The organism is Arthrobacter sp. FW306-07-I, from assembly GCF_021800405.1.
Classification (GTDB): Bacteria; Actinomycetota; Actinomycetes; order Actinomycetales; family Micrococcaceae; genus Arthrobacter.
This window is the reverse complement of the sequence record NZ_CP084550.1, coordinates 2,642,503-2,668,462: the sequence shown is the minus strand read 5'-3', so window position 1 is coordinate 2,668,462 and position 25,960 is coordinate 2,642,503. Positions and strand designations below refer to the sequence as shown.

The 25,960-nt window shown below is 67.2% G+C and carries 23 protein-coding genes and 2 tRNA genes; 19 read left to right on the top strand and 6 right to left on the bottom strand.

All coding sequences use genetic code 11. The annotated features are described in order from the left end of the window. Nucleotides 1-15: 15 nt before the first annotated feature. The 4 genes from LFT46_RS12360 to LFT46_RS12345 all read left to right on the top strand — a co-directional run bounded on the left by LFT46_RS12360 (nucleotide 16) and on the right by LFT46_RS12345 (nucleotide 3,987). The gene (locus tag LFT46_RS12360; protein ID WP_442863644.1) at nucleotides 16-873 is read left to right on the top strand and encodes an MBL fold metallo-hydrolase; all 858 of its coding nucleotides are present in this window, start codon (nucleotides 16-18) and stop codon (nucleotides 871-873) included. A gap of 5 nt (nucleotides 874-878) precedes the next feature. Continuing rightward, entirely contained in the window at nucleotides 879-1,655 is a 777-nt protein-coding gene (locus tag LFT46_RS12355) for a fumarylacetoacetate hydrolase family protein (protein ID WP_236798687.1), read from the top strand. A gap of 80 nt (nucleotides 1,656-1,735) precedes the next feature. Beyond that, on the top strand, nucleotides 1,736-3,250 hold the full coding sequence (gene gltX, locus LFT46_RS12350; protein ID WP_236798686.1) for a glutamate--tRNA ligase: 1,515 nt from the start codon (nucleotides 1,736-1,738) through the stop codon (nucleotides 3,248-3,250). Next, nucleotides 3,250-3,987, top strand: a complete 738-nt coding sequence (locus tag LFT46_RS12345; protein ID WP_236798685.1) for an HAD family hydrolase — start codon at nucleotides 3,250-3,252, stop codon at nucleotides 3,985-3,987. Before gltX ends, LFT46_RS12345 begins: the two co-directional genes overlap by 1 nt. A gap of 80 nt (nucleotides 3,988-4,067) precedes the next feature. On the opposite strand, the gene LFT46_RS12340 is transcribed toward LFT46_RS12345, so the two are convergent. After that, nucleotides 4,068-5,630 carry a hypothetical protein gene (locus tag LFT46_RS12340; protein ID WP_236798684.1) on the bottom strand — a complete coding sequence of 521 codons (1,563 nt, stop codon included), beginning with the start codon at nucleotides 5,628-5,630 and terminating at the stop codon, nucleotides 4,068-4,070. Nucleotides 5,631-5,932: 302 nt separating this feature from the next. On the opposite strand from LFT46_RS12340, the gene LFT46_RS12335 reads away from it, so the two are divergent. The 4 genes from LFT46_RS12335 to LFT46_RS12320 all read left to right on the top strand — a co-directional run bounded on the left by LFT46_RS12335 (nucleotide 5,933) and on the right by LFT46_RS12320 (nucleotide 9,779). Beyond that, nucleotides 5,933-6,004: transfer RNA gene (locus LFT46_RS12335), tRNA-Gln, on the top strand. A gap of 127 nt (nucleotides 6,005-6,131) precedes the next feature. After that, nucleotides 6,132-6,207: transfer RNA gene (locus tag LFT46_RS12330), tRNA-Glu, on the top strand. A 171-nt stretch (nucleotides 6,208-6,378) separates the two neighbouring features. Continuing rightward, on the top strand, nucleotides 6,379-8,166 hold the full coding sequence (locus LFT46_RS12325) for a dynamin family protein (RefSeq protein ID WP_373462113.1): 1,788 nt from the start codon (nucleotides 6,379-6,381) through the stop codon (nucleotides 8,164-8,166). After that, the gene (locus LFT46_RS12320; protein ID WP_236798683.1) at nucleotides 8,163-9,779 is read left to right on the top strand and encodes a GTPase; all 1,617 of its coding nucleotides are present in this window, start codon (nucleotides 8,163-8,165) and stop codon (nucleotides 9,777-9,779) included. The genes LFT46_RS12325 and LFT46_RS12320 overlap by 4 nt, the downstream gene beginning before the upstream one ends. On the opposite strand, the gene LFT46_RS12315 is transcribed toward LFT46_RS12320, so the two are convergent. After that, on the bottom strand, nucleotides 9,776-10,336 hold the full coding sequence (locus LFT46_RS12315) for a DUF1697 domain-containing protein (protein ID WP_236798682.1): 561 nt from the start codon (nucleotides 10,334-10,336) through the stop codon (nucleotides 9,776-9,778). The genes LFT46_RS12320 and LFT46_RS12315 overlap by 4 nt on opposite strands. A gap of 43 nt (nucleotides 10,337-10,379) precedes the next feature. Beyond that, a complete protein-coding gene (locus tag LFT46_RS12310) occupies nucleotides 10,380-11,099 on the bottom strand; it encodes an IclR family transcriptional regulator (RefSeq protein ID WP_009356552.1) in 720 nt (239 codons plus the stop codon). Between the two features lie 113 nt (nucleotides 11,100-11,212). Between LFT46_RS12310 and leuC the strand changes: the two genes are divergently transcribed. The 6 genes from leuC (at nucleotide 11,213) to LFT46_RS12280 (ending at nucleotide 17,729) form a co-directional block, all read left to right on the top strand. Next, nucleotides 11,213-12,667: a 3-isopropylmalate dehydratase large subunit gene (gene leuC / locus LFT46_RS12305; RefSeq protein ID WP_236798681.1), complete on the top strand. Its 1,455-nt coding sequence runs from the start codon at nucleotides 11,213-11,215 to the stop codon at nucleotides 12,665-12,667. Nucleotides 12,668-12,677: 10 nt separating this feature from the next. Then, complete coding sequence (gene leuD / locus LFT46_RS12300; RefSeq protein ID WP_142133504.1) at nucleotides 12,678-13,280, top strand: 3-isopropylmalate dehydratase small subunit; 603 nt, start codon at nucleotides 12,678-12,680, stop codon at nucleotides 13,278-13,280. A 146-nt stretch (nucleotides 13,281-13,426) separates the two neighbouring features. Next, nucleotides 13,427-14,752, top strand: a complete 1,326-nt coding sequence (murA, locus tag LFT46_RS12295) for a UDP-N-acetylglucosamine 1-carboxyvinyltransferase (protein ID WP_236798680.1) — start codon at nucleotides 13,427-13,429, stop codon at nucleotides 14,750-14,752. Nucleotides 14,753-14,761: 9 nt separating this feature from the next. Continuing rightward, nucleotides 14,762-15,532, top strand: coding sequence for a lysophospholipid acyltransferase family protein (locus LFT46_RS12290; protein WP_236819897.1), 771 nt, complete (start codon nucleotides 14,762-14,764; stop codon nucleotides 15,530-15,532). Further along, nucleotides 15,529-16,578, top strand: a complete 1,050-nt coding sequence (locus tag LFT46_RS12285; RefSeq protein ID WP_236819894.1) for an NAD(P)H-dependent glycerol-3-phosphate dehydrogenase — start codon at nucleotides 15,529-15,531, stop codon at nucleotides 16,576-16,578. The genes LFT46_RS12290 and LFT46_RS12285 overlap by 4 nt, the downstream gene beginning before the upstream one ends. A 2-nt stretch (nucleotides 16,579-16,580) precedes the next feature. Beyond that, nucleotides 16,581-17,729, top strand: coding sequence for a D-alanine--D-alanine ligase family protein (locus LFT46_RS12280; RefSeq protein WP_236798677.1), 1,149 nt, complete (start codon nucleotides 16,581-16,583; stop codon nucleotides 17,727-17,729). A 49-nt stretch (nucleotides 17,730-17,778) separates the two neighbouring features. Here the strand turns inward: LFT46_RS12280 and LFT46_RS12275 are convergent, their stop codons facing one another. Then, a complete protein-coding gene (locus LFT46_RS12275; protein WP_236819893.1) occupies nucleotides 17,779-18,282 on the bottom strand; it encodes a DUF3515 domain-containing protein in 504 nt (167 codons plus the stop codon). 69 nt (nucleotides 18,283-18,351) lie between these two features. Between LFT46_RS12275 and thiL the strand changes: the two genes are divergently transcribed. The 4 genes from thiL to rsmD are packed head-to-tail and all read left to right on the top strand — an operon-like array spanning nucleotide 18,352 to nucleotide 23,336. Next, nucleotides 18,352-19,398 (top strand): thiamine-phosphate kinase, encoded by a 1,047-nt coding sequence (gene thiL, locus LFT46_RS12270; RefSeq protein ID WP_236798675.1) that lies wholly within the window; start codon nucleotides 18,352-18,354, stop codon nucleotides 19,396-19,398. Nucleotides 19,399-19,420: 22 nt separating this feature from the next. After that, on the top strand, nucleotides 19,421-20,407 hold the full coding sequence (locus LFT46_RS12265) for a DAK2 domain-containing protein (protein ID WP_236802882.1): 987 nt from the start codon (nucleotides 19,421-19,423) through the stop codon (nucleotides 20,405-20,407). Then, nucleotides 20,397-22,664, top strand: coding sequence for an ATP-dependent DNA helicase RecG (locus tag LFT46_RS12260; protein WP_236819891.1), 2,268 nt, complete (start codon nucleotides 20,397-20,399; stop codon nucleotides 22,662-22,664). Before LFT46_RS12265 ends, LFT46_RS12260 begins: the two co-directional genes overlap by 11 nt. Before the next feature lie 42 nt (nucleotides 22,665-22,706). Continuing rightward, a complete protein-coding gene (gene rsmD, locus LFT46_RS12255; RefSeq protein WP_236802881.1) occupies nucleotides 22,707-23,336 on the top strand; it encodes a 16S rRNA (guanine(966)-N(2))-methyltransferase RsmD in 630 nt (209 codons plus the stop codon). On the opposite strand, the gene LFT46_RS12250 is transcribed toward rsmD, so the two are convergent. After that, on the bottom strand, nucleotides 23,333-24,121 hold the full coding sequence (locus LFT46_RS12250; protein ID WP_236798673.1) for a spermidine synthase: 789 nt from the start codon (nucleotides 24,119-24,121) through the stop codon (nucleotides 23,333-23,335). The genes rsmD and LFT46_RS12250 overlap by 4 nt on opposite strands. Continuing rightward, entirely contained in the window at nucleotides 24,121-25,350 is a 1,230-nt protein-coding gene (locus LFT46_RS12245; protein ID WP_236798672.1) for an aminotransferase class I/II-fold pyridoxal phosphate-dependent enzyme, read from the bottom strand. Before LFT46_RS12245 ends, LFT46_RS12250 begins: the two co-directional genes overlap by 1 nt. 43 nt (nucleotides 25,351-25,393) lie before the next feature. On the opposite strand from LFT46_RS12245, the gene coaD reads away from it, so the two are divergent. Beyond that, nucleotides 25,394-25,894, top strand: a complete 501-nt coding sequence (gene coaD / locus LFT46_RS12240; protein ID WP_236798671.1) for a pantetheine-phosphate adenylyltransferase — start codon at nucleotides 25,394-25,396, stop codon at nucleotides 25,892-25,894. The last annotated feature ends 66 nt before the right edge of the window (nucleotides 25,895-25,960 follow it).

Genomic DNA, 25,960 nt, shown 5'->3' with positions numbered 1-25,960 from the left:
GAGCGGCCGACCTGAATGCAGGGAGGCCCCGCATGCAAGGATGGGTTCGTGACCTCTGATTCCGGCCCCTCCCTGCAGCGCAGCTCCGCGCTCACCCAGTTCATCCTGGCCCCCAATCCCGGACCCATGAGCCTGGACGGCACCAATTCCTACCTCCTGCGCGCCCCGGGCCATTCCCGCATAGTCGTGGTGGACCCCGGGCCCCAGGACGAAACGCACCTGGAGGCACTCGCCGGGGCCGGCGCCGTCGAACTCGTGCTGGTCACCCACCGGCACGCGGACCACACGGCCGGTTCCGCCCGCTTGCATGCGCTGACAGGCGCACCGGTCCGCGCCAAGGACCCGCTCCATTGCCACGGTGGGGGAGCACCGCTTCTGGACGGCGAACTGATCCGGGCGGCAGGGCTGGAGATCACCGTGCTGTCCACGCCGGGGCACACATCGGACTCTGTCTGCTTCCACCTGCCGGCGGACGGGGAATCCGGTGCAGTGCTGACCGGCGATACCGTCCTGGGCCGGGGAACCACCGTCCTGGACTACCCGGACGGCACACTGGGTGACTACCTCGCGTCCCTGGACCGGTTGGCTGCGCTGGGCCCTGCAACCGTCCTGCCGGCGCACGGTCCGGTGCTGCCGTCCCTTGAAGGCATCGTCCGCGACTACCGGACGCACAGGGAGGAGCGGCTGGCGCAGATCCGCGCTGCGCTCCACCGGCTGGGCCGGGACGCGTCCGCAGGGGAAGTGGCTGACGCCGTCTATGCCGACGTCGGGCCCTCCGTCCGGCGTGCTGCGGAACTGTCCGTGGCGGCGCAGCTTTCCTACCTCCGCGGCGGGAATGGCGGGAAGGACGACGGCGGCGGGACGGTAGGGTAGGAGCCATGCGTATTGCCAGGTTTGTAGTCGATTCCGATCCCCTGTACGGCGTCGTGGAAGGTGAACCCGGCAGTGAGGAAATCACTGTCATCCACGGCGACCCCTTCTTCAACGGCGTGGAGCGCACCTCCGTGCGCCACAAGCTGGAGGACGTCCGGCTGCTGGCGCCCATCATTCCCCGAAGCAAGGTGATCGGCGTGGGCCGGAACTTCGTGGAGCACGCCAAGGAGCTGGGCAACGAAGTGCCGGCCCAGCCGCTGCTGTTCCTCAAGCCCAACACGGCTGTCGTGGGCCCTAATGATCCCGTGGTGCTGCCCGAGTTTTCCGAAGAGGTCTCCTTCGAAGCGGAACTCTGCGTGGTGATCGGCCGCATCTGCAAGGACGTGCCGGAAGAGCGTGTGGACGACGTCATCTTTGGCTACACCTGCGGCAACGACCTCACCGCGCGTGACGTCCAGAAGACCGACCTGCAGTGGACCCGTGCCAAGGGCTTCGATACCTCCGCCCCGCTGGGACCGTGGATCGAGACCGACCTGGACACGGAGGACCTGCAGATTACTGGCAGGCTGAACGGCGAGGTGCGCCAGGATGGCAGCACCAGCCAGATGATCCGCGGCGTACGCGAGCTGGTGTCGCTGGTGTCGCAGGCCTTCACCCTGCTGCCTGGCGATGTCATTATGACCGGGACGCCCGCGGGCGTCGGCCTGGTCAAGGAAGGTGACCGGTTCGAGGTGGAAATCGAGGGCATCGGGCGCCTGTCCAACCCCATCGTCCGCCGCTAGCGCCCTCCCGGGCCCCGGCCTGCCAGGGTCTTGCCGGGCGGAAGGCCGGGCCCGGCCAGGCGGGTAAAGTTGAAGCCACTATGAGTATCGCTTCTTCGTCACCTGCCGCCTCCATCCCGCCCGTCACCGCCGAAACGCCCGTCCGGGTCCGTTTCTGCCCTTCACCCACGGGAACCCCGCACGTCGGACTGATCCGCACTGCCCTGTTCAACTGGGCCTACGCTCGCCACACCAAGGGCACGCTGGTCTTCCGGATCGAGGATACTGACGCGGCACGGGACAGCGAGGAAAGCTACCACCAGCTGCTGGATGCGCTGAAGTGGCTTGGCATCGACTGGGACGAGGGCGTTGAGGTGGGCGGCCCGCACGAGCCCTACCGTCAGTCCCAGCGCGGCGACATCTACCAGGACGTCATCAAGCGGCTGCATGAGGGCGGGTTCATCTACGAGTCCTTCTCCACTCCGGAGGAGATCGAGGCACGCCACCGTGCCGCGGGCCGGGACCCGAAGCTTGGCTACGACGGCTTTGACCGGCACCTGACCGAGGAGCAGCTGGCCCAGTACCGGGCGGAGGGCCGGCAGGCTGTCCTCCGCCTGCGCATGCCGGATGAGGACATTACGTTCAATGACCTGGTGCGAGGCGAGATCACCTTCAAGGCCGGATCCGTGCCCGACTTCGCGGTGGTGCGGGCCAACGGCGCGCCGCTGTACACCCTGGTCAACCCCGTGGATGACGCGCTGATGGGCATCACCCACGTGCTGCGGGGCGAGGACCTGCTCAGCTCCACGCCACGCCAGGTGGCTCTCTACCGGGCGCTGTACGCCATTGGCGTTGCCGAGTACATGCCGGAGTTCGGCCACCTGCCCTACGTCATGGGACAGGGCAATAAGAAGCTCTCCAAACGCGACCCCGAGTCCAGCCTCTTCCTGCACCGCGAGCGGGGCTTTATCCCCGAAGGGCTGCTGAACTACCTGTCCCTGCTGGGCTGGTCGCTCAGCGCCGACGAGGACATCTTCACGGTGGAGCAGCTCGTTGAGCACTTCGACATCCACGACGTCCTGGGCAACCCCGCGCGCTTCGACCTGAAGAAGGCCGAAGCCATCAACGGCACCCACGTTCGCATGCTTGAGCCCAAGGTGTTCCGCGACCGCGTGGCGCACTACCTGCGCGAGGCAGGCCTGGTGGGGGAGATCCTGACCGACCGCGAGGAAGAGATCCTCACCGAAGCCGCACCCCTGATCCAGGAGCGCATCACCCTGCTGGGCGAGGCGCCGGAGATGCTGGCGTTCCTGTTCAAGGCGGACGACGCCATCGATATCGCCGATGACGCGCGCAAGGGCCTTCCGGCCAACCTTCCCGAGGTGCTGGATGCCGCCATCGCCGCCCTCGAACCGCTGGCTGACTGGACGGCGGAGGACATCCAGGCTGCCCTCAAGCAGGCCTTGGTGGAGGACATGGGCATCAAGCCGCGGCTGGCCTTCGGCCCCGTGCGGACGGCTGTTTCCGGCCGCCGCGTGTCGCCGCCGCTGTTTGAGTCCATGGTGATCCTGGGCAAGGAGTCTTCGCTGCGCCGGCTCCGCGCCTTCCGCGGCTGATGTCCGCTCCCAGCCAGGCACATGCCGCCGCGCTGACCACACCGTTCGGGGTTATCCGGGGCGTCCTGTTCGACATTGATGACACCCTGGTGGACCTTGAGTACTCCATGACCACCGCCCTGCGGGAGGTCAGTGAACACCTCCTGCCAGGCCTGGACCAGGCCGGATGGGAACGCTTCGGGCGTATCTTCACCCACGAAACCACGCACTACTACGACCGCTACCTTGCGGGGGAGCTGACGTTCAATGAACAGCGCCTGCTCCGGGGGCGGGCCGCGTTGGGGCACTTCGGAGTGGAACTTGCCGATGGTGAGGAATCGCACCGATGGCTGAGTGCCTATATGGAGAAGCAGCCTGCGTACGTCAAACCGTTTCCGGACGTGCTGCCGCTGCTGGATGTCCTGGACGCGGCGGGCATTCCTTACGGTGCCGTGAGCAACAACGTGCACGACTACCAGCGGGCCAAGCTGGACGGGGCCGGACTTGAACGGGTCACCCATCTGGTGGGTACCGACACCCTTGGCGTGGCCAAGCCGCATCCGGCAATGTACCTGGAAGGCGTCCGGCTGCTGGGAACCGCCCCCGCTGAGACGCTTTACGTGGGCGACAACCGGCTGCTGGACGCGGAGGGCTCCACGGCGGCAGGGTTGGTGGGCGTGTGGCTCAACCGCTCGGGCGAGGTCGTAGAGGATTTCGACGGTGGCATGGTGGCTTCCCTGAACCAGCTGTTGCAGTAGGCCTGCTGCACAGGGCCTGTGCGGCGGCCGCAGCCCTTCGCGAAGGACTGCGGCCGCCGCAGGTGCGGTTCGGGCCGCCGTCAGGCGGTTTCCAGGCCGACAGCCCGTCGGCGAAGGACCAGGTAGGCGGCGACGGCGGCAGCCACCAGCAGTGCCACGAGCAGCAGCGCGACCGCGGGGCTGTTGAGCCACGACGACGGCGATACGGCCGCCACCTTCGTGTGCAGTTCCTCGGTCCCGGCCGCGATCCTCGAGTTGCCGTCCGCCAGCTTGCCGGCGCCATCGGCGAGTTTGCCCGATCCATCGTCCAGTTTGCCGTTGCCGTCAGCCAGTTTTCCCGTGCCGTCGGCCAGCTGGGCGGAGCCGGACTGCAGCTGGCCCGTGCCCTTGCTTAGGGTGACCGTGCCGTCGGAGAGCGCCTGCGTCCCGGCCAGCAGGCCAGGGTTGGCGGGGTCCCCATCGCCGTTGACTCCTGCGCTGAGTTTGGTGGTGCCGTCCTGCAGGCTGTTGGCGGCGTAGATCAGGCCGGGGCGGTCCGGGTCGCCCGGAACCCCGTCCATGCCAACCCGGATTTTTGTGGTGCCCTCCGCCAGCATCGTGGTGCCCAGCACCACTCCCGGGTTCTGCGGGTCCGTCGCATTGAGTTTCTCGGCCAAGGTGGCAAAGCCTGCCTTCAGCCGGCCTGCGCCGTCGTTCAACTGGCCGGCTCCCGTGCCCAGCTTGTCCGTTCCGGCCTTCAGCTGCGCGGCGCCGTCGTTCAGCTTCGCCGCACCCGCATCGAGCTGGCCCGCCCCTGCGTAGGCCCGGCGCCCGCCGTCGGCCAGCTTGGCAATCTGGTCCTTGATCACTGCCAGCGGCACCAGGCCCTGAGGACCGTTCGCCGCCGCCTCAAGCTGGTCGAGGCCCTGGCTGAGCGCAGCGAGCCCATCACCCTTGGTGGGATCGTTGCCTGCACCCGGGTAACCCTTCAACTGGGCTGTTCCGCTCTTCAGAGCCGCAGTTCCGGCGCTGAGGCGGCCGGCGCCGGCATCCAGTTGGCCGGCTCCCGCCGCCAGCTGGTCCGTGCCTGCAGCCAGCTGCCCGGCGCCGTCGGCGAGATTGTTCGGCGCGTTTCCGGCGGCCGTCGGGGTCAGGGCCGCTGAAAGGGCCACGGCGCCGGCCTGGAGTTTCTTTGCGCCGTCGTCCACCTGGTAGACGCCCGGTACGAGTTTGTTCAGGACATCATTCTGCAGTTTGGTGGTACCGGCATGGAGCTTGTCCACCCCCGGCGCCAGCTGGTCGCGGACTCCGGAGTAGATTTTCCCGGCGCCGGTCTGCAGTTCCGCCGCGCCCGCGTTCAACGCGGCGCTGCCGTCCTTTACTTTGCCGGCGCCGTCCCTCACCTGCGCCGCTCCCTTGTTGGCTGCGCCCGCGCCTGTGGCCAACTGGCCCGAACCGTCCTTGAGCTGGGCAGCTCCGGCAGCGGCCTGCTCCGCTCCATCCATGAGCTGGGCGGCACCGTTGGAGATCTGGCCTGTGAGATAGGTGTAGAAGGCAAGAAAGAGTGCCAACAAAAGGGACAGGGCGATGATCGCGATGGACTGGGAGCGGAGTCTGGGTCTGGCTGCTGCGATGGATGCTGTGCGGGTTGTCAACGCTGACACTTCCTATCTCTCCGCCGGACGACGCTGCCCGGCGGTGTGAACCGTGGTTGGTAAGGCGTTCCCGTTTTCCTCATGGGTGCCCGATGGGTAGGGCGGGGAGGTTGTTACCGATGGGTAACTTACTCGAGAGTAACCACACGGCTGGATGGTGGGCAAGGGTTTTGCCGGAATGCTTTTGGCGGGAGGCTGGGCGCGCTTGGGATGTCGATTTGTGCGAGCTGAAAGTCTCAGGTAAAGTAATTTCTCGTGCTGAGGCGCACGGAGCAGGGAAAACGCCCTGAAAACCGGCCCGAAAGTATCATTGGGATATGGTGTAATTGGCAACACTACGGTTTCTGGTACCGTCATTCTAGGTTCGAGTCCTGGTATCCCAGCTCTGGTTTGAGGGCTGATTTCAGCCGCAAACAGAAGGTTTCCACCCGGTTCGCCGATTTGAAACCTGAGCGAAGTGTGTGAAATACTCACTGAGCTTGAGCAGCGGAAACGCTGCCGGAAGTACGCGGCCCCATCGTATAGCGGCCTAGTACGCCGCCCTCTCACGGCGGTAACGCGGGTTCGAATCCCGCTGGGGTCACCATCGAAATGGTCCCGGGCATCAGCCCGGGACCATTTTTGTTTCCCCACTATGGCTGCACGGCCAAGGCGCGCCATCACGTCTGCGGTAGAACAGCGCACGCCGCCGCGGATCAAGCCTGGCCGACGCGCCGCGGCAGGCCAGGCAAATGGACTGAACTGGCATGATGTTGCTGTGACCTCCCACAACGATTACCACCGGTCCGCACAGACGGACCGCGCCCCCCAGACGGCGCCGCAGGCCGCGGCGGCGGTGACGCTGCTGGAAGAGGTCCGTGCCGGCCTGGAGGATGTCGCGCTGCCGCTGGCCCTGCCGGGTGCCGAGCAGGCGCGGCGGGAGACGTCCGCGGCGAGAGCCCAGCTGGATGACTACATCCTTCCCCGGTACCGCAGCCTGGACGCCCCGCTGCTCGCCGTCGTCGGCGGTTCCACCGGAGCGGGAAAGTCCACCCTGGTGAATGGCCTCGTGGGCCACCCTGTGACCCGCGCCGGCGCCATCCGTCCTACCACCCGCCAACCCATCCTGCTGCACAACCCCGCTGAGGCAAGCTGGTTTGATGGCCAGCGCGTCCTGCCGGGACTGAGCCGGATCCGGGGCACCCTGGCGGCCGGTCCAGTGCCCATGGCTCCGGCCGGCGCTCCGGACAACGCGGTCGACTCGCTGGTCCTGCTGGCCGATCCGGCGGTGCCGGCGGGCATCGCGCTCCTTGACGCACCGGATGTCGACTCCATTTCCGACCAGAACCGCCTGCTGGCAGGGCAGCTGCTGGCGGCGGCGGACCTGTGGGTGTTTGTTACCACCGCCAATCGGTACGCGGACGCCGTTCCCTGGAAGCTCCTCCTGGACGCCGCCTCCCGGGACATCACCGTGGCGGTGGTGCTGGACCGCGTGCCCCAGGGCGCTGAGGCCGAAGTGAGCCAGGACCTTCGCGGACTCCTCGACCGCGAAGGACTCTCCGGAAGCCGCCTCTTCGTCATCCGGGAAACCGCCCTGGACCAGGGCGGCATGCTGCCCGCGGGAACAGTCGACGAGCTGCGCGGATGGCTGTCGTCGCTGGCCGCTGACGCCGCCGGCAGGGCCGACGTCGCCCGGCGGACCCTGAACGGCACCGTCCGCGCCCTGGCCCAGCGCATGACGGAGATCGCGGAGGCAGTCCGCGAACAGGAACGGGCAGCTGCACGGCTCGAAGCGGACGCCGTGGCAGCCTACGGTGATGCGGCCACCCGGATCCTCGACGCCACCAGGGACGGAGCGCTGCTGCGCGGCGAAGTGCTGGCGCGCTGGCAGGACTTTGTGGGCACCGGTGAATTCTTCCGGACACTTGAGCAGAACGTGGGCCGGTTCAGGGACCGCATGGGCGCCTTCTTTAGGGGTGAACCGGCGCCCGCGGTCCGGGTTGAAGCAGCCATTGAGACCGGGCTGCAGGCGGTGATCGTCGACGAAGCAGCCAATGCCGCAGAGGACACGGACCAGCGTTGGCGTTCAGATCCGGCAGGCCGCCAGCTGTTGGGCCGGGAGGATTTGTCCGGCACGGCCCCAGGCTTCGCCGACCGCGCGGCAGCCGAAATCCGCGCCTGGCAGGAAGCGTTAATGGAGCTGATCCGCACGGAAGGGCAGGGCAGGCGCACGCAGGCACGGTGGTTGTCCTTCGGCATCAACGGGCTCGGTGCCGCGCTGATGATCGTGGTGTTTTCGATGACGGCCGGACTGACTGGTCTTGAGATCGGTGTCGCGGGCGGCACCGCCGTCGTGGGCCAGCGCCTGCTCGAGGCCGTGTTCGGCGAGGACGCGGTGCGCCGCATGGCGGACAAGGCCCGTGAGGACCTGGCGGCTCGCTGCCAACAACTGCTGACGGATGAACAGCAGAAGTTCCTGCAGCGGCTGCCGGAGGACAATCCCAACCTCGCGCAGCGGCTTGCCGGCCAGGCCGGGGAACTCGCGCGGCTGGCGGGAAAGGCGTGAGCCGCCACAGCGGGGCACGCGGGTCAACGCGGCTGGACAGCCGGCTCCAGGCCCTCCAGGACGCCCACGAACTGGGGGAGGGCGTGGTCCCGGACGAGGCGCTGCAGGAAGCATTCGACGTCCTGGAACGCGCCAGTTCACGCCGCTCATTGTCCGCCGACCACACCGTGGTGGGGTTTTTCGGAGCGACAGGCAGCGGCAAGTCCTCCCTTTTCAATGCCGTCAGCGGCGCGGAAATCGCAACGGCGGCCGCCCGCCGTCCCACCACATCGGAACCACTGGCGGGGGTGTGGGGAGCAAAGGGGAGCGAGGCGCTGCTGGACTGGCTGGAGGTTGGAAACCGGCACCACGCCGCACCGGTGGAGGGCTTCGCCGATGAACAGACCGGGCTGATCCTGCTGGATTTGCCGGACTTCGATTCGACCCGTGCCGCGAACCGCGAGATCGTGCAGCGGATGGTGGGAATGGTGGACGTCCTGGTCTGGGTGCTCGACCCGCAAAAATATGCCGACGCCGCCGTGCACAACGGATTCCTGGCACCCCTTGTCACCCATGGTGCCGTCACGCTCGTGGTCCTGAACCAGGTGGACCGGCTGCCTGCGCATGATCTGCAACCGGTGCTCGACTCGCTGCACGCGATCCTTGCAGGGGAAGGGCTGGGACAGGTGCGCGTGCTTGCCTCGTCGGCAGTGACGGGAGCGGGAATCCCGGAAGTGCGTGCCGCCATACGGAAGGTTGCCGTCCAGCGCCAGGCCCAGTCCCGGCGCCTGGAGGCCGATGTGACCAAGGCAGCGGAGGACCTGCGGCGCGTTTCCGGCGAGGGGGAGGCTGCGGGGGTGCGGACCGCGGCAAAGACGAGACTGGCTGAGGAACTGGCCCTGGCGGCAAACGTCCCTGCCGTGGTGCGGGCGGTAGGCCAGTCCTACCGTCTGGAGTCGGTGCGCAGGACGGGCTGGCCTGTAACCCGCTGGCTCTCCCGTTTCCGGCCGGACCCACTGCGGCGGCTCAACCTGCGGCGGGATACTCCTGCCGAGCTGAACAGGACATCGCTGCCGCCTGCCGGTGCGCCGGAACGGGCCAGGACGGATGCGGCGGTCAGGGAATTTGCGGATTCGGCCAGCGCGGGCGCGCCGGGACCCTGGCGGGCCGCAATCCGGGGAACAGCAAGGGCAGGAAGGGACAGGCTGCCCGACGCTCTGGACCAGGCCATCGCCGGAACCGACCTGGGAGCCAACCGCAAAGCCTGGTGGTGGGGGCTCTTCAACATCCTGCAGTGGCTCGCGCTGCTGACGGTCCTGGGTGGCCTGGGCTGGCTCGGCGTGCTGGCCGGGCTGGCGTACCTGCAGTTGCCGGTACCGGAGGTACCGCGAGTGGAGGGGTGGCCGGCGCCTACGCTGATGATTGCGCTGGGCGTGGTGTTGGGGATCTTCCTGGCCATCACCGGCCGCTTTATCGCGGCAGGTGCTGCCCGCGCGCGTGCTGCAAGGGCCCGACGCCGGCTCAACAGTGCCGTTGCAGGTGCAGCCCAGGAACTGGTGGTGGCCCCAGTGGAGGCCGGGATTGCCCGGCTTGCAGCCTTCAACAAGGCCCTGAAGAAGGCAGGGCCAGGCTAGGAGCTTGTTGCCTGGGCGGCGGCGAGGGCAGCCGCGGCATCGCGGATCTTAATCAGGGTGCGCAGGTTGCGGGTGGTAGTGGCGGCCTTTAACTTTGCCTTGGCACTGATCTTGCTGAACGGGCTGTCCAGGGTTCCACCCACCGGGGCCAGCCAGGCAAGGGCTTCCGGCCCCAGCCGCCGCTGGTCATGCTTTTCCAGGGCGGACCCTCCTGCTTCCAGCTCATCCAGCACCTTGGCATCCGACGAGAGGGTGATGTAGGTGTGGGTGGACTTGTCGTCTTCGGGGAAGGGGCAGGCTTCCACCAGCTGGGCCACCCTCCCGGCATCCAGGACCACCACCCACGCCTCATAGCCAAACGCTGCACGCAGGCACTGCTCGCATTCCTGTTTGACGGCGGCTGCGTCCAGGGTACTGGAGAGCACCACGTTTCCGCTGGCCAAAAGGGTCTTGGCATCGGTGAAGCCGCGGTTCTTCAGTGCGTCCCGAAGATCGGCCATCTTGATATTGATTCCGCCCACATTGATGCCGCGGAGGAACACTGCATAGCTGCCCATGGCCACAGCCTAGCGGCGTGAACGGGCGGGAGAGCGGACTTTGCTAGTCGTTGTTTTTCCGCAGCGCCTCGGTGAGGATCCGGCCGGCGTTGCACACCACTTCCGCGTGCAGGCGCCCCGGTTGGCGGGTCAGCCGCTCGATGGGTCCGGAAATGGAGACGGCGGCAATCACCCTGCCGGACGGACCGCGGACGGGGGCCGAGACGGAGGCGACTCCCGGCTCGCGTTCGCCAAGGCTCTGTCCCCAGCCCCGCCGTCGTACCCCTGCCAGGACGGTGGGCGTGAAGCGGGCTGACTGCAGGCCCTCAAGGAGCCGGTCGTGGTCCTCCCAGGCGAGCAGGACCTGGGCGGCGGAGCCGGCTTTCATGGACAATTGCGTGCCGACGGGGATGGTGTCGCGCAAACCGATGGGGCGTTCGGCGGAGGCGACGCAGACGCGCCAGTCGCCCTGTCGGCGGAAGATCTGCGCGCTCTCGCCGGTGGCGTCGCGCAACTGCATCAGCACGGGCCCGGCGGAGGCGATCAGGCGGTCCTCGCCGGCTGCCGAGGCGAGCTCAACGAGCCGGCTGCCGAGGACGAACCGGCCCTGGATGTCGCGGCTGACCAGCCGGTGGTGCACCAGCGCCAAAGCGAGGCGGTGGACAGTGGGCCGGGCCAGTCCGGTAGCGGCCACCAGCTGCGCCAGCGTGGTGGGACCTGCCTCGAGTGCGTCGAGCACCTGGGCCGCTTTATCAATGACACCGACTCCACTAGAATTGTCCATGTAATGATATTGCCGTCTCAGTATCTGAGATGCAAATCTTTCGGCTGGCGCAGCGCGGAGCCGTCTTGATTCAGTTGGACTAATCAGCCAAACAGCAGTGAAGGGAGATGGCCATGGCAAAGACATTGGCCGAGAAAGTCTGGGACGCGCACGTGGTGCGCAAAGGTGACGGCGAAGGAGCCAACGCCCAGCCAGACCTTCTGTTCATCGACCTCCACCTGGTCCACGAAGTCACGTCCCCGCAGGCCTTTGAAGGCCTTCGGCTGGCCGGCCGCAAGCTGCGCCGGCCGGACCTGACCATTGCCACCGAGGATCACAACACCCCCACGCTGGACATCGACAAGCCCATTGCTGATTTGACCAGCCGCACTCAGATCGAGACCCTGCGCCACAACTGCGCGGAGTTCGGTGTCCGGCTGCACAGCCTGGGCGACGCAGAACAGGGCATTGTCCACGTGGTCGGTCCGCAGCTGGGCCTCACCCAGCCGGGCATGACGGTTGTCTGCGGCGACTCGCACACTTCCACCCACGGCGCCTTCGGTGCCCTGGCCATGGGCATCGGCACCTCCGAGGTGGAGCATGTCATGGCCACCCAGACCCTGTCGCTCAAGGCGTTCAAGACCATGGCCATCAACGTCGAGGGCACCCTGCGTCCCGGTGTCACGGCGAAGGACATCATCCTGGCGGTCATCGCCAAGATTGGCACCGGCGGCGGGCAGGGCTACGTCCTGGAATACCGCGGCTCCGCGATCCGGGCCCTGTCCATGGAAGCCCGCATGACCATCTGCAACATGTCCATCGAGGCCGGCGCCCGCGCCGGCATGGTGGCCCCGGACGAGACCACGTACGCCTACATGAAGGGCCGCCCGCACGCTCCGGAAGGCGCTGACTGGGATGCCGCCGTCGAATATTGGAACACGCTGAGGACCGACGACGACGCCACCTTCGACGTCGAGGTGGATCTGGATGCTGACACGTTGGAGCCCTTCGTCACCTGGGGCACCAACCCAGGGCAGGGCGTCTCCCTGTCCCAGGCCGTCCCGAACCCGGCGGACTTTGGTGACGAGAACGCCAAGGCTGCCGCGGAGCGGGCCCTGCAGTACATGGGCCTGGAAGCCGGCACCCCCATGAAGGACATTCGCGTTGACACCGTCTTCCTGGGCTCCTGCACCAACTCGCGCATCGAGGACCTGCGCGCTGCGGCGGACATCATCCGCGGGCGCGAAAAGGACCCGAATGTGCGGATGCTGGTGGTACCGGGTTCGGCCCGTGTCCGGCTCGAGGCCGAGGCCGAGGGACTGGACCGTGTGTTCAAGGACTTCGGCGCCGAATGGCGTTTTGCCGGCTGCTCCATGTGCCTGGGCATGAACCCGGACCAGCTGGAGCCGGGGGAGCGCTGCGCCTCCACGTCCAACCGCAACTTTGAAGGACGCCAGGGCAAGGGCGGTCGCACGCACCTGGTCTCCCCGGTGGTGGCTGCAGCCACGGCGGTGCGCGGCACGCTCAGCTCGCCGTCGGACCTTGAACCGGCCCCCGAACCCGCCGCCATCCGCATCGACGCAGCCTAGGACAGACATCATGGAAAAGTTCACCAAGCACACCGGCATCGGCGTCCCGCTGCGCCAGAGCAATGTTGACACCGACCAGATCATCCCCGCGGTGTACCTCAAGCGCATCACCCGGACCGGCTTTGAGGACGCCCTGTTCTCCGCCTGGCGCAAGGACCCGTCCTTCATCCTCAACCAGGAGCCCTACAACGCCGGCTCCGTGCTGGTGGCCGGACCGGACTTCGGCACCGGTTCCTCCCGCGAGCATGCAGTGTGGGCCTTGAAGGACTATGGCTTCAAGGCAGTGCTGTCCTCCCGCTTCGCCGACATCTTCCGCGGCAACTCCGGCAAGCAGGGGCTGCTGGCCGCGCAGGTGGCGCAGGACGACATCGAGCTCATCTGGAAGGAACTCGAGAACGCTCCGGGGACCCAGGTCACGGTGGATCTCGAGTCCAAGACCGTGGTGTGCGGCAACATCGTGGCGCCGTTCGAGATCGACGACTACACCCGCTGGCGGCTCCTGGAGGGGCTGGACGACATCGGGCTGACCCTCCAGCACGAAGCCGACATCACCGCCTACGAGGCGACCCGCCCGGCGTTCAAGCCCAAGACCCTGCCGGCAAAGCTCTCCTAGCTGCCCGGACCATTCCGGCGGCAGGGGCGGGTGCGCCACGCCCCGCCGCCGGTGCCCCCTTATTTCGGTTCGGTAACGCGACCTCCTATGCTTGGTTGGAGCCTTTGCAAGGTTTTGGGGGCTAGTGATCGTGAGGAAACCGGTATATGAGTAGTGTTCTGACAATCCGCGGCGGTGTCCCGCTTACAGGCCGCGTCAGCGTCCGTGGGGCAAAGAACCTTGTCCCGAAGGCAATGGTTGCGGCGTTGCTGGGCAACGAACCGTCGGTGTTGCGGAACGTGCCGGAAATCAAGGACGTGGAGGTGGTTACCTCCCTGTTGCAGCTGCACGGCGTGACCGTGGAGAAGGATCCGGTCAACGGTGACCTCACCCTCGATCCCAAGGCCGCGAAGACGGCATCCAGCACTGCCATCGATGCGCATGCCGGGGACTCCCGCATCCCCATCCTGCTGTGCGGGCCACTGATCCACGCCATCGGCGAAGCCTTCATCCCGGACCTGGGCGGCTGCAAGATCGGCGACCGGCCCATCGACTACCACCTGGACGTCCTGCGGCAGTTCGGCGCCGTGGTGGAGAAGCGCCCCGGCGGCATCCACATCTCCGCACCCAAGGGCCTGCACGGCGCCAAGATCTCGCTGCCGTACCCGTCCGTCGGCGCCACCGAACAGGTCCTCCTCAGCGCCACACGTGCCGAGGGCATCACGGAGCTTTCCGGTGCGGCCACCGAGCCGGAAATCATCGACCTCATCGCCGTCCTGCAGAAGATGGGCGCCATCATCAGCGTCCAGACGGACCGCACCATCCGCATTGAGGGCGTCCGCGACCTGGGCGGCTATAACCACCGGGCCCTCTCGGACCGCAACGAATCCGCGTCCTGGGCTTCGGCAGCGCTGGTGACCCGCGGAGACATCTTTGTCGAGGGTGCTTCGCAGCGCGACATGATGACCTTCCTGAACACCTACCGCAAGGTGGGCGGCGGCATGGACATCGGCGAGGACGGCATCCGCTTCTACCACAAGGGCGGAAAGCTGAGCCCGCTGGTCCTCGAGACCGACGTCCACCCCGGATTCATGACTGACTGGCAGCAGCCCCTCGTGGTGGCGCTGACCCAGGCCGAGGGTGTCTCGATCGTCCATGAGACGGTCTACGAGAACCGCTTCGGCTTCACCGATGCCCTGATCCGCATGGGTGCCAGCATCCAGGTGCACCGCGAGTGCCTTGGCAGCGTTCCGTGCCGGTTCGGCCAGCGGAACTTCCTGCACTCCGCCGTCATCTCCGGCCCCACCCAGCTCAAGGGAACGGACATCGACGTTCCGGACCTCCGCGGCGGCTTCAGCCACCTGATCGCCGCCCTGGCCGCCACGGGAACCTCGCGGGTCACCGGCATCGACATCATCAACCGCGGCTACGAGCGTTTCACCGAGAAGCTTGCCGGCCTCGGTGCCGATTTCGACATCACCACCACGAAGTAGAGCGGAACTGTGAAGGAATCTGCCAAGAGCAGGGCCACATTTGTGTTCATCGCCGGCATCGCCCGGCCGCTGCTGAACCTCATGATGTCCAAGACGTGGGAGGGAACAGAAAAACTTCCCGCGGGCGGCTTCATCGCCGCTCCCAACCACTGCACGGAGATTGACCCCCTGGTGGTGGGCCACATGCTGTACAACCAGGGACGGGCCCCGCACTTCCTCGCCAAGGCGTCCCTGTTCAAGGTCCCCGGCCTGGGCCCGCTGCTGAGAGCCACCAAGCAGGTGCCGGTGGAGCGTTCGACGGCGGGAGCGAACCGTTCGCTGCAGGTGGCCCAGGAGATCGTGGCTGAGGGCGGTGCCATCATCATCTACCCCGAGGGCACGCTGACGCGTGATCCCGACCTGTGGCCCATGAAGGGGCATACCGGCGCTGCACGTCTGGCCCTCGAAGGCGGAATCCCCGTGGTGCCCATCGCCCACTGGGGTGCCCACGAGGTGTTCCCCAGGTACGGCAAGCGTTTCCACCTGTTCCCGCGGAAGCGATCACGGGTACTGGTGGGGGACCCTGTGGACCTCAGCGCGTTCGACGGACGTCCCCTGGACAAGGCAACGCTGGCGGAGGCCACGGAAGTCATCATGGCTGCGATCACGGGGCTCCTTGCGAGCCTGCGCGGTGAGCAGCCGCCGGCGGAACGGTGGGACCCGGCCAAGCAACAGCAGGCCAAGCAGGGGCGGTTCGTGGAACGCGGACAGCAGCACGGTGCAGGAACGGAAGCTCCGTGACCGCTGACGCAAAGCCGGGAGCGGCCCGCACGGTCGCCGTTCTTGGCGCGGGGTCCTGGGGGACCACGTTCGCGAAAATCCTCGCAGATGCAGCCATCGCCACGGGAACGCCTCGTGCCATCAAGCTGTGGGGCCGGCGCGCCGAAGTGGTGGAGGAGATCAACACCAGCCACCGCAACAGCGACTACCTCAAGGACATCGTCCTGCCAGAGAACATCACAGCGTCTACCGACGTCCGCGAGGTGTTGGCGGGAGCCGAACTTGTGGTGATCGCCGTTCCGGCCCAGTCACTGCGTCCGCAGTTGCGGGAGTGGAAGGCCATGATCGCCCCGGGTGCCGTCGTCGTCTCCCTCATGAAAGGCCTTGAGCTGGGAACCGACGCCCGGATGAGTGAGGTCATCAGCCAGGAACTGGACCTGCCGCTGGAACGCATCGCCGTCGTCTCCGGACCCAACCTCGCCATGGAAATTGCCCGGGAGGAGCCCACGGCGTCCGTCGTTGCCTGCACGGACTCCGCCACCGCCGGCTGGCTGGCCAGGACCTGCACCGCTCCGTACTTCCGGCCCTACACCACATCGGACGTCGTCGGCGTCGAAATCGGCGGCATCGTCAAGAACGTGATCGCCCTTGCCGTCGGCATCTGCGAGGGCAGGCAGATGGGGGACAACACCAAGGCCTCGGTGATCACCCGGGGGCTGGCGGAAACATCCCGCCTCGCGCTGGCGCTGGGCGGAGAGGCCAAGACCATGGCCGGGCTCGCCGGGCTGGGCGACCTCGTCGCAACCTGTTCGTCCGCCCTGTCCCGGAACCATACCGCCGGCAGGCTGCTCGGCCAGGGACTGACGCTGGAGGAGGTGGGCCGCAAGATGACCCAGACCGCCGAAGGTATCAAGTCGGGCCAGGCCGTCCACGAACTCGCCGGCAAGCTCGGCGTCGAAATGCCCATTACTGCCGCCGTGGTTGCGGTGCTGGCAGGCAAGCTGTCCGTTGACCAACTGGGGCCGGTTCTGCTGTCCCGGGAATTGAAACCTGAAGGCGATTACTGACCATGTCCCACGACACAAACACCCCCGGGGAAACGGCACCCAACAGGAAACCGCGCGTTGCGGTGCTCTTCGGCGGCCGCTCCAGCGAGCATGCGGTGAGCTGTGTGACTGCCGCCGGTGTCCTGGGCGCGATTAACAAGGACAAGTACGAGGTAATTCCCATCGGGATTGCCAAGACCGGCCAATGGGTCCTGGCCCCGGCGGAAACGGCCCAGTGGTCCCTGTCGGCCTCAGCCCTCCCCGAGGTCGTGCCCTCGTCGGAGACCGTCACCCTGGCCGAGATCGGCGGGGAACACCAGCTGATTGTGGCGTCGCCCAACCAGGTGCCGCAGGAACTGGGCGCCGTGGATGTGGTCTTCCCGCTGCTGCACGGCCCTTTCGGCGAAGACGGCACCATCCAGGGACTCCTTGAGCTTTCCGACACCCGGTATGTCGGCGCGGGGGTCCTTGCCTCGGCGGTCGGCATGGACAAGCACTACATGAAGGTGGTTTTCGAAGCTGCCGGACTCCGCGTCGGCCCCTATGTCGTGGTCACCGACAGGCAGTGGCGCCGGGACCCCGAGTCCGTCCGCAAGCAGGTGGACCGGCTCGGGTTCCCCGTGTTCGTCAAGCCGGCCCGTGCGGGCTCCTCGATGGGCATTTCGAAGGTTGACTCCCTGGACGACCTGGATGCCGCCATCGAAGAAGCCCGCCGCCACGACCTGAAGCTCGTGATCGAAGCCGGGATCGTGGGACGCGAAATCGAGTGCGCCGTCCTGGAAGGCAGGGGCACCGACGCGCCCCGGACCTCCATGCCGGGCGAGATCTCCGTATCCGGGGGAACGCACGAGTTCTACGACTTCAACGCCAAGTACGTCGAGGATGACGCCGCGGCCCTGAGCTGCCCGGCGGACATCCCTGCCGAAGCGATCTCCCGGGTCCGTGAGCTCGCTGCCGCCGCATTCGATGCCGTCGGTGCCGAGGGCCTGAGCCGGGTGGACTTCTTCTACACGCCCGAGGGTGAGTTGATCATCAACGAGATCAACACCATGCCCGGCTTCACGCCCAAGAGCATGTACCCGCAGATGTGGGCCGCTTCAGGCCTGGGCTACGCCGACCTGATCGATGAACTCATCTACCTGGCCCTGAACCGCAAGACCGGACTCCGCTGATCCCGGGGACCCGGCCGGCGTGGGCCCACGGTGGGTGGCCTGGCGGAACCTACTGGCTCTTTGGCAGGTTCTGCAGGTCTTCCTGGCCCACGCAGTTCCGGACGGAAGGGACCTTCGCTGCCGCTGCCGCCAGGTCCGCGAGCACAGTCGCGGAGCTGATCTTGTCCGGGTCCATCAGGATTTCCGTGGCAGGCTCCCGGCCGTAGGTGGTCAGCGTCCACACCGGGTCGCCTTCCTTGATGACCCAGTCGACGCCGTTAACGGTCACGCAGCGGTCGGTGGTGGGCCCCGGCACGTTGACTCCGCACCGCAGGATGACCAGCGAAGGATCCCCCCACGCCGCGGTGGCCTGGCTGTTGGTCTTCCGCAGCTTTGAATCGCCAATGGAATCAGGCAGCGCCAGCATCATCGGCGCACACGCCGGGTTGGCCGCGTCCTTGGCGGCAGTGACGTCCACTGCCGGTGAGCAGGCGGTCAGGGAAAGGGCGGCCATCGCTCCAACCATCGCCATCCTGGCGGCGCGGGCGGACAGGGGCAGGTGGTGGTGGTGCATGCTTCCAGCCTATCGCCGCCGCAGTGCCCGCCCGGACACAATGTCAGTCCGGCGCGGTAGCGTAGTGGCGTGCCTGAAGACCTCCGTAACCGCGTTGACCGCCAGCCCACCGTCGACGGCCTTTCCGAAGCCGACCTGCTGGCCCGGATCTTTCCGCGCCTGCGCATGGAGGCCGGGCACACCGCCAGCACACTGCTGGGACCTGGGGATGACGCCGCCATCGTCGCCGCCCCGGACGGCAAAACGGTCATCAGCATCGATACCCAGGTCCAGGACCAGGATTTCCGGCTCCTGTGGCCCAACGGCTACCGCACCACCGGATTCGACGTCGGATGGAAAGCAGCCGCGCAAAACCTCAGCGACATCAATGCCATGGGCGCACAAGCCACGTCCATGGTTGTCAGCCTCACGCTTCCCGTCCACACGCCCGTGAGCTGGGTGGAGGACCTGGCGGACGGCCTCACGGCCGGAATCCGGGAGCTCGGAGCAGTCCGCTGTTCCGTGGCCGGCGGGGACCTGGGCCGCGGGCGTGAAATATCGGTGACGGTGGCGGTGCTGGGAACGCTCGACGGCGGGCGGCCAGTCCTCCGGTCAGGCGCCCAGCCAGGGGACGTCCTGGCGTTGGCCGGCACGGTTGGCCATGCTGCTGCGGGGCTGGCCCTGCTGGAAGCGGATATTCCGGCGGACACCCTGGGCCCGGCGGAAAGAGTCTTCATGGACCTGCAGTGCCGCCCGCGTCCGCCGCTCGCGGCAGGTCCGGCAGCCCGCGCCGCAGGGGCCACGGCAATGCTCGACATCTCGGACGGGCTCCTGCGCGACGGCAGGAGGCTGGCTGCAGCCAGCAGCGTTGCCGTCGCCCTGGATCCCGCGCGCCTGGCCGAACTGGCGGAGGTCCTGGTTCCTGCGGCCGCCCTGTTGGGAGCCGATCCTGAGCAGTGGGTGCTGGGTGGCGGTGAGGACCACGGGCTGCTGGCCACATTCCCTGCCGATGTTCAGCTGCCACCCGGATTCACTGCGCTAGGCTCGATACATGCACTCGGTACCGACGATGGCCCGGGCGTCTTGACAGCGGGTCCGGCCGCGGGCACCGGGGGATGGGATCACTTTGCACACTAAGGTTGCCGCCAACGCGCTGGCGATGAAGAGGTGGCTGGGCAAGGCTGAAACTGCCCTCGGCAACCACAGCGACCGGCTGAACGCCATCAACATCTTCCCGGTAGCTGACGGCGATACGGGCACCAACCTGTACCTCACCGTCCGCGCTGCGGCCCGTTCCCTGGTGCTTGGCGAAGACCAGCCCGCCCCGGTTGACGTCGGGGAAGTCCTCGCCACCGCAGGGCAGGCAGCCATGGAGGAGGCACGCGGAAACTCCGGAACGCTCTTTTCGGTGTTCCTCTGCGCCGCGGCCGAGCCGTTGGCCGGACACACCAGGATGACGTCCACGCTCCTCGCCGCGGCCCTCAACCGTGCCCAGATCCGCGCCTGGTCCGCCCTGAGCGACCCCGTTCCCGGAACCATGCTGTCGGTCATGGAAGCGGCAGCCCGCGCTGCAGCAGCCGTCGACGCCGGCCAGGACGGCGATGACAGCAACCATGCCCTGGGCCTCACCCTCGACGCCGCCGTGGAGGGAGCGCTGGCCGCGGTGGTCCACACGGAGGAGCAGCTCGATGCCCTGCAGTCCGCCCGGGTGGTGGATGCCGGCGGCGTGGGCATGCTGCTGATCCTCGACTGCCTTCGCTCCGCCGTGATGGGCCAGGAACTGCAGGACGAACTCCTCGACGGACTGCACGGCTACGACGTCTCCGATCCCCACATCCACGCTTCCATGCCGGACGACGACGGCGTGGAAGTCATGTGCACCATCACCCTTTCGCCCCTGAACGCCGCCACCCTGCGGCAGCGGCTCGACGAGATCGGCGAGTCCGTCATCATGAGCCAGGTGGGCAGCGGCCCGGACACCGACGGCAACTACCGGTGGCGGGTCCACGTCCACGTCCCGGAACCGGACCCCGCCGTGGACATCATCCGGTCCCTCGGTGAACCATCCCAGATCAGCATCAGCGAGCTGGCGCTTCCCCGGGACGCTGCCGTGGATGCGGTGAATACCGGCGGGCATGAACGCTGAGCTGGACCTGGCCCTTGAACGGCGGATCGGAAAGCGGTCCGCCGCGGTCATCGAGAAACACCTCGGCATCACCACCGTCGAAGGCCTGCTTAACTACTTTCCCCGCCGCTACCTGACCCGCGGTGAACTGACACCCATCAGCGGGCTTCCGCTTGATGAGGAAGTCACCCTCATCGCCCGGGTATTGTCCAGCAGCACCCGGCACATGCAGGCACGCCGCGGAACCATCACGGACGTCATAGTTTCCGACGACGACGGGCAGCAGGGGCTGCGGCTGGTGGGAGGCCAGGACTACCACGGCAAGGTGCCGGGAACGCTGAAGATCAGCTTCTTCAACGGTTACAAGGCAAAAGCTGAACTCCTTCAGGGCCGGCGCGCCCTGTTCTCAGGAAAAGTCACCCGGTTCAAAGGGCAACTGGGCCTCACCAACCCGGACTTCCTCATCCTGGACGAGGACCCCTTCGCGCCGGGCAGTGATGATCCGGAGAAACTCGCAGCCATGCCGATTCCGGTGTATCCGGCTACGGCCAAGCTCCCCAGCTGGAAGATCCAGAAGGTGATCGCCACGCTGTTGGAGACCGCTGACCTCGGCTCTATGGCGGACCCGCTTCCCCCCGCAGTGGCAGACCGGGAGGGCTTCCTTCCCGTGGCCCACGCCTACCGGCTTATCCATGCGCCTGAAACAGCGTCTGACTGGAAACGCGCCAGGGACCGGCTCCGCTACCAGGAGGCCCTGGTTTTGCAGTCCGCACTGGCCCGCCGCCGTGCCCAACTCGCCGCCGAGGAAGCCACCGCGCGGCGCCCCGTCAACGACGGGATCCTGTCCGCGTTCGACCAAAACCTGCCGTTCACCCTCACAGCCGGCCAGGCCGCCGTCGGGAAGACGCTGGCAACGGAACTGGCACAGGACACGCCCATGAACCGGCTGCTGCAGGGCGAGGTGGGCTCCGGCAAGACCGTCGTGGCACTCCGGGCCATGCTCCAGGTGGTGGACAGCGGGGGACAGGCCGCGCTGCTGGCACCCACCGAGGTGCTCGCCGCCCAGCACTACGACTCCATCCGCCGCACCCTTGGCCCGCTGTCCAGCGACGGACTCCTGGGTGGGCTGGCCGGCGGCGGGTCTTCCGTGCAGGTCACTCTACTGACGGGCTCCATGCCCACCGCGGCCCGGAAGCAGGCCCTGCTGGATGCCGCCTCAGGGACGGCGGGAATCATCGTAGGAACCCACGCCCTGCTCAGCGACAACGTGTCCTTCTACGACCTCGGCCTGATCGTCGTGGACGAACAGCACCGCTTCGGCGTGGAACAGCGCGACGCCCTGCGGGCCAAGGCCCGGAAGCCGCCGCACCTGCTGGTCATGACCGCCACACCCATTCCCCGGACCGTGGCCATGACCGTGTTCGGCGACCTCGAAACCTCCACCCTCGATGAACTGCCCAAGGGCAGGGCCCCCATCGCTACCCACCTCGTGGGCCTTGCGGAGAACCCCGCCTGGGCGGGACGGATCTGGGCCCGCGCGCGGGAGGAGATCGACGCCGGCCACCAGGTGTACGTGGTCTGTCCCAAGATCGGAACGGACGACGACGGCGACTTCAGCCCGGGGGAGGCTGCGCCTCCGGGCGTGGAGGCGGAGGAGGGACGGGAGCTCGCATCGGTCACCGGCGTCGTGGACTATTTGCTGGCTGAACCCTCACTGGCAGGGGTTGCCCTGGCCCCGCTCCACGGGCGCCAGGACCCGGAGCTGAAAACGGACACCATGGCCGGGTTCACTGCCAACCGCATCAAGCTGCTGGTCTCCACCACGGTGATCGAGGTTGGCGTGGATGTGCGCAACGCCACCCTGATGGTCATCCTGGACGCCGACAGGTTCGGAATCTCGCAGTTGCACCAGCTGCGCGGCCGGGTTGGCCGCGGCGGCCTGCCCGGGACTTGCCTGCTGGTCACTGCCCTGGAACCGGGCCACCCCAGCAGGAGACGGCTCGAAGCCGTCGCCGCCACCACGGACGGCTTCGTCCTGTCGCAGGAGGACCTCAAGCTCCGGCGCGAAGGCGACATCCTGGGCGCTTCCCAATCCGGCGGACGGTCAACACTGAAGCTGCTGCGGGTCCTTGAGCATGAGGACATCATTGCCCGGGCCAGGGAAGACGCCCAGACCATCGTCGGCCAGGATCCGCTGCTGTCCGCCCACCCCGAACTTGCCGATGCCATCGAGAAGTACCTCAACCCCGAGAAGGAGGCGTTCCTTGAACGCGGTTAGCAACCAATGCCTGCAGGGCGCCGGCGGATCGCGGTGGTCGCGGTGACCCGGATCATTGCAGGTGCCGCGGGCGGCACTCCGCTGACAGCGGTCCCGGGATCCCTGACCCGGCCCACCACTGACCGCGTTAAGGAAGCATTGTTCTCCCGCCTCGATGCCTTCGATGTGATCGCGGGTTCCCGCGTGCTGGATCTGTATGCGGGCTCTGGCGCGCTGGGTGTGGAAAGCGGCAGCCGGGGAGCCCTGACGGTGGACCTGGTGGAATCCGATGCCAAGGCAAGCGGCGTGTGCCAGCGGAACGCGGACCTGATCAACGGTGTTCTGGGCCGCAAGGCGGTGACCGTGCACCGCGCCCGGGTGGAGCCCTTCCTCGACCGCGCCCCCGAGGCCACGGCATGGGACCTGGTGTTCCTGGACCCGCCGTACCCGCTGGAGGAGGCCGGGCTGTCCGGGGTGCTGGAGAAACTCGCCGGGCACCTGGCCCCGGGCGCCGTCGTCGTAGTGGAACGCTCCTCCCGCTCCCCTGAACCGGGGTGGCCGCAGGGCCTGACCAGGTTCGCCGAGAAGAAGTATGGGGAGACCCGGCTGTGGTACGCGGAGCCGTTCGTGCCCGATGCAATCGCCGCCGAGGACTTGCCCGGGACGGACGGGCCGGATTCCCTGCGGGCCTAGCCCGAGAAGGGGTCCAGGTCCACCCCGGCCAGGACCCGCGCCGGGTGCGGGCCCCGCGCGGTCAGTTCGGCCGTCCAGGCTTCCGGCCAGGGGCCCTGCGTGCCCGCCAGGATAATGTTGCCCGGGTACCGGCCCTCAAACATCCCCGCTTCGGCGAAGGCGCCGACATCGGCCATGGCCTCACGCATCGCGGCCACCTGGCTCCTGACCAGCGTGAGGGCCGCTTCGTCGCCGACGTTGACAATAAGCAGCCCGTCCGGGCGCAAGCGGTGTCTGGCCTCCCGGTAGAAGCCGCTGGTGGCGATGTGGCCCGGTGCTTCAGGACCGGAAAAGATGTCCAAAATGACGACGTCGAACGTAAGGTCCGGAGTAAGCGCGCCGAGTGCCTCGCGGGCGTCGCCGATGATCGTGGTGAGGTCCGTTCCCTCAGGCATGGGCAGGTGCCTGAGGACAAAGTCGAGCAGTTCACGTTCCAGCTCAACTGCATACTGGATGGAACCGGGGCGGGTGGCCTGGATGTACCGTGCCAGGGTCAGCGCCCCTGCTCCCAGGTGCAGGGCCCTGATGGGTTCTCCCGGCGGTGCCGCGAGATCCACCAGATGCCCGATCCTGCGGAGGTACTCATAGAAGATCTCCGCCGGGCGGTCCAGGTTCACGTGGGACTGTTCGGCTCCGCCGATGGCGAGGAGATAAGCGCCATCAGTAAACGCGTCAGGTTCGATGGTGGCATGCTGGCCTGTTGTCCGGAGGAACCTGCTGATGGCCCCGCCACTGCCGCCGGGCATCAGAGCCTGCCGCGCAGCGTTGCCAGCCGGGCGGCAGCCTCCTCCAGGACCTCCGTCTTTTTGCAGAAGGCAAACCGGAGCAGGCTTCGCGTGCGTTCGGCTCCATCCGGATGGCAGAACACCGGAACGGGGATGGCGGCCACCCCCACCAGTGCGGGCAGCCGCCGGGCGAGGTCCAGGGCGTCCGTGATGCCCAGCGGCGCCGTGTCCACGTTGACGAAGTAGGTGCCCTTGGGGGTGAATACGTCAAAGCCCGCGGCCCGGAGCCCGGCGCTGAGGATATCGCGCTTCTGTTCCAGGGCGGCGGCGATGCCGGTATAGAAATCGTCCGGCAGGGCCAGGCCCGTGGCGATCGCGGCCTGGAACGGAGTACCCGAACTGTAGGTGAGGAACTGCTTTACCGTGCGGACGGCCGAGACCAGTTCCTCGGGACCGCTCAACCAGCCGATTTTCCAGCCGGTCAGGGAAAAGGTCTTGCCGGCGGAGGAAATGGTGATGGTCCGGCCCGCGGCTCCCGGGAGCGCCGCCACCGGCGTGTGGCGGACGCCGAAGGTGAGGTGCTCGTACACCTCATCGCTGATGATGATGGTGTCGTGCTTCTGCGCAAGGTCCACCACGCGCTGCAGGATCTCCGCAGGGAAAACGGCACCCGTGGGATTGTGCGGATTGTTCAGCAGGACCACCCGCGTCCGCTCATTAAAGGCAGCTTCCAGTGCCGCAGGGTCGGGCAGGAAGTCGGGCGCGGCCAGGGGCACGGTGGCGTGCGTGGCGCCCGAGAGGCCGATGACCGCGCCGTAGGAGTCGTAAAACGGCTCAAAGGTCAGGACCTCGTCGCCGGGTCCGGCAAACGCCAGGAGGGACGCAGCGATCCCTTCGGTGGCACCGGTGGTGATAATGACCTCGGTTGCGGGGTCCGGCGCCAGCCCATAGAAGCGTTCCTGGTGCGCGGACACCGCCTCCCGAAGTTGGGGCAGCCCCTTGCCGGGTGCGTACTGGTTGGCCCCTGCAGCGATGGCTGCCCGGGCGGCCTCCCTGATTTCTGCCGGCCCGTCTTCATCGGGGAAGCCCTGACCCAGGTTAATGGCGCCGGTCTGGACGGCCAGGGTGGTCATCTCCTCGAAGATGGTGACGCCCAGGCCGCCGTCCGGAGCGAGGAGGTTGGCTCCGAGGGCTGTCCGCTGCCAGGGAGCAGGTGCCAGGGGGGTGGAAAGTTCCCGTGGTGGATGCATTCAGTCATGTTATCCCGGCCTTTCCATGGGGTAGGTTCGAAGCATGCGACGCGCTGTGTGCCCCGGATCCTTCGACCCCATCCACAACGGCCATCTTGAGGTCATTGCAAGGGCTGCGGGTCTTTTCGACGAGGTCATCGTGGCCATCTCCACCAACTACGCGAAAAAGTACATGTTCAGCCTCGAGGAACGGCTGGAGATGGCGCGCGAAACCCTCGCGTCCCTCAAGGGCATCGTGGTGGAGCCGGTGGGCGAGGGCCTCCTGGCCGAGTATTGCCGCCAGCGGGGTGTGTCCGCCATCGTCAAGGGACTGAGGTCATCGTCGGACTTCGACTACGAGCTTCCGATGGCCACGATGAACCGCCAGTTGAGCGGAGTGGAGACAGTTTTCCTCCCGGCCGAGGCAAGCTACGTCCACCTGTCCTCCACGCTGATCAAAGAGGTGGCGGTCCTGGGCGGCAGCGTCACGGACTACGTGCCCCGGTCGGTGCACCGCCGTATGGTTGCCGGCGAGCCTTCGGCGGATCAGCAGCCAAGGCGGTAGGCTGGATCGGTACTTCGGCGCTGCCTCCTGCCGGTTTGAGTCACCATGGCTCTTCAGGCTAAGATG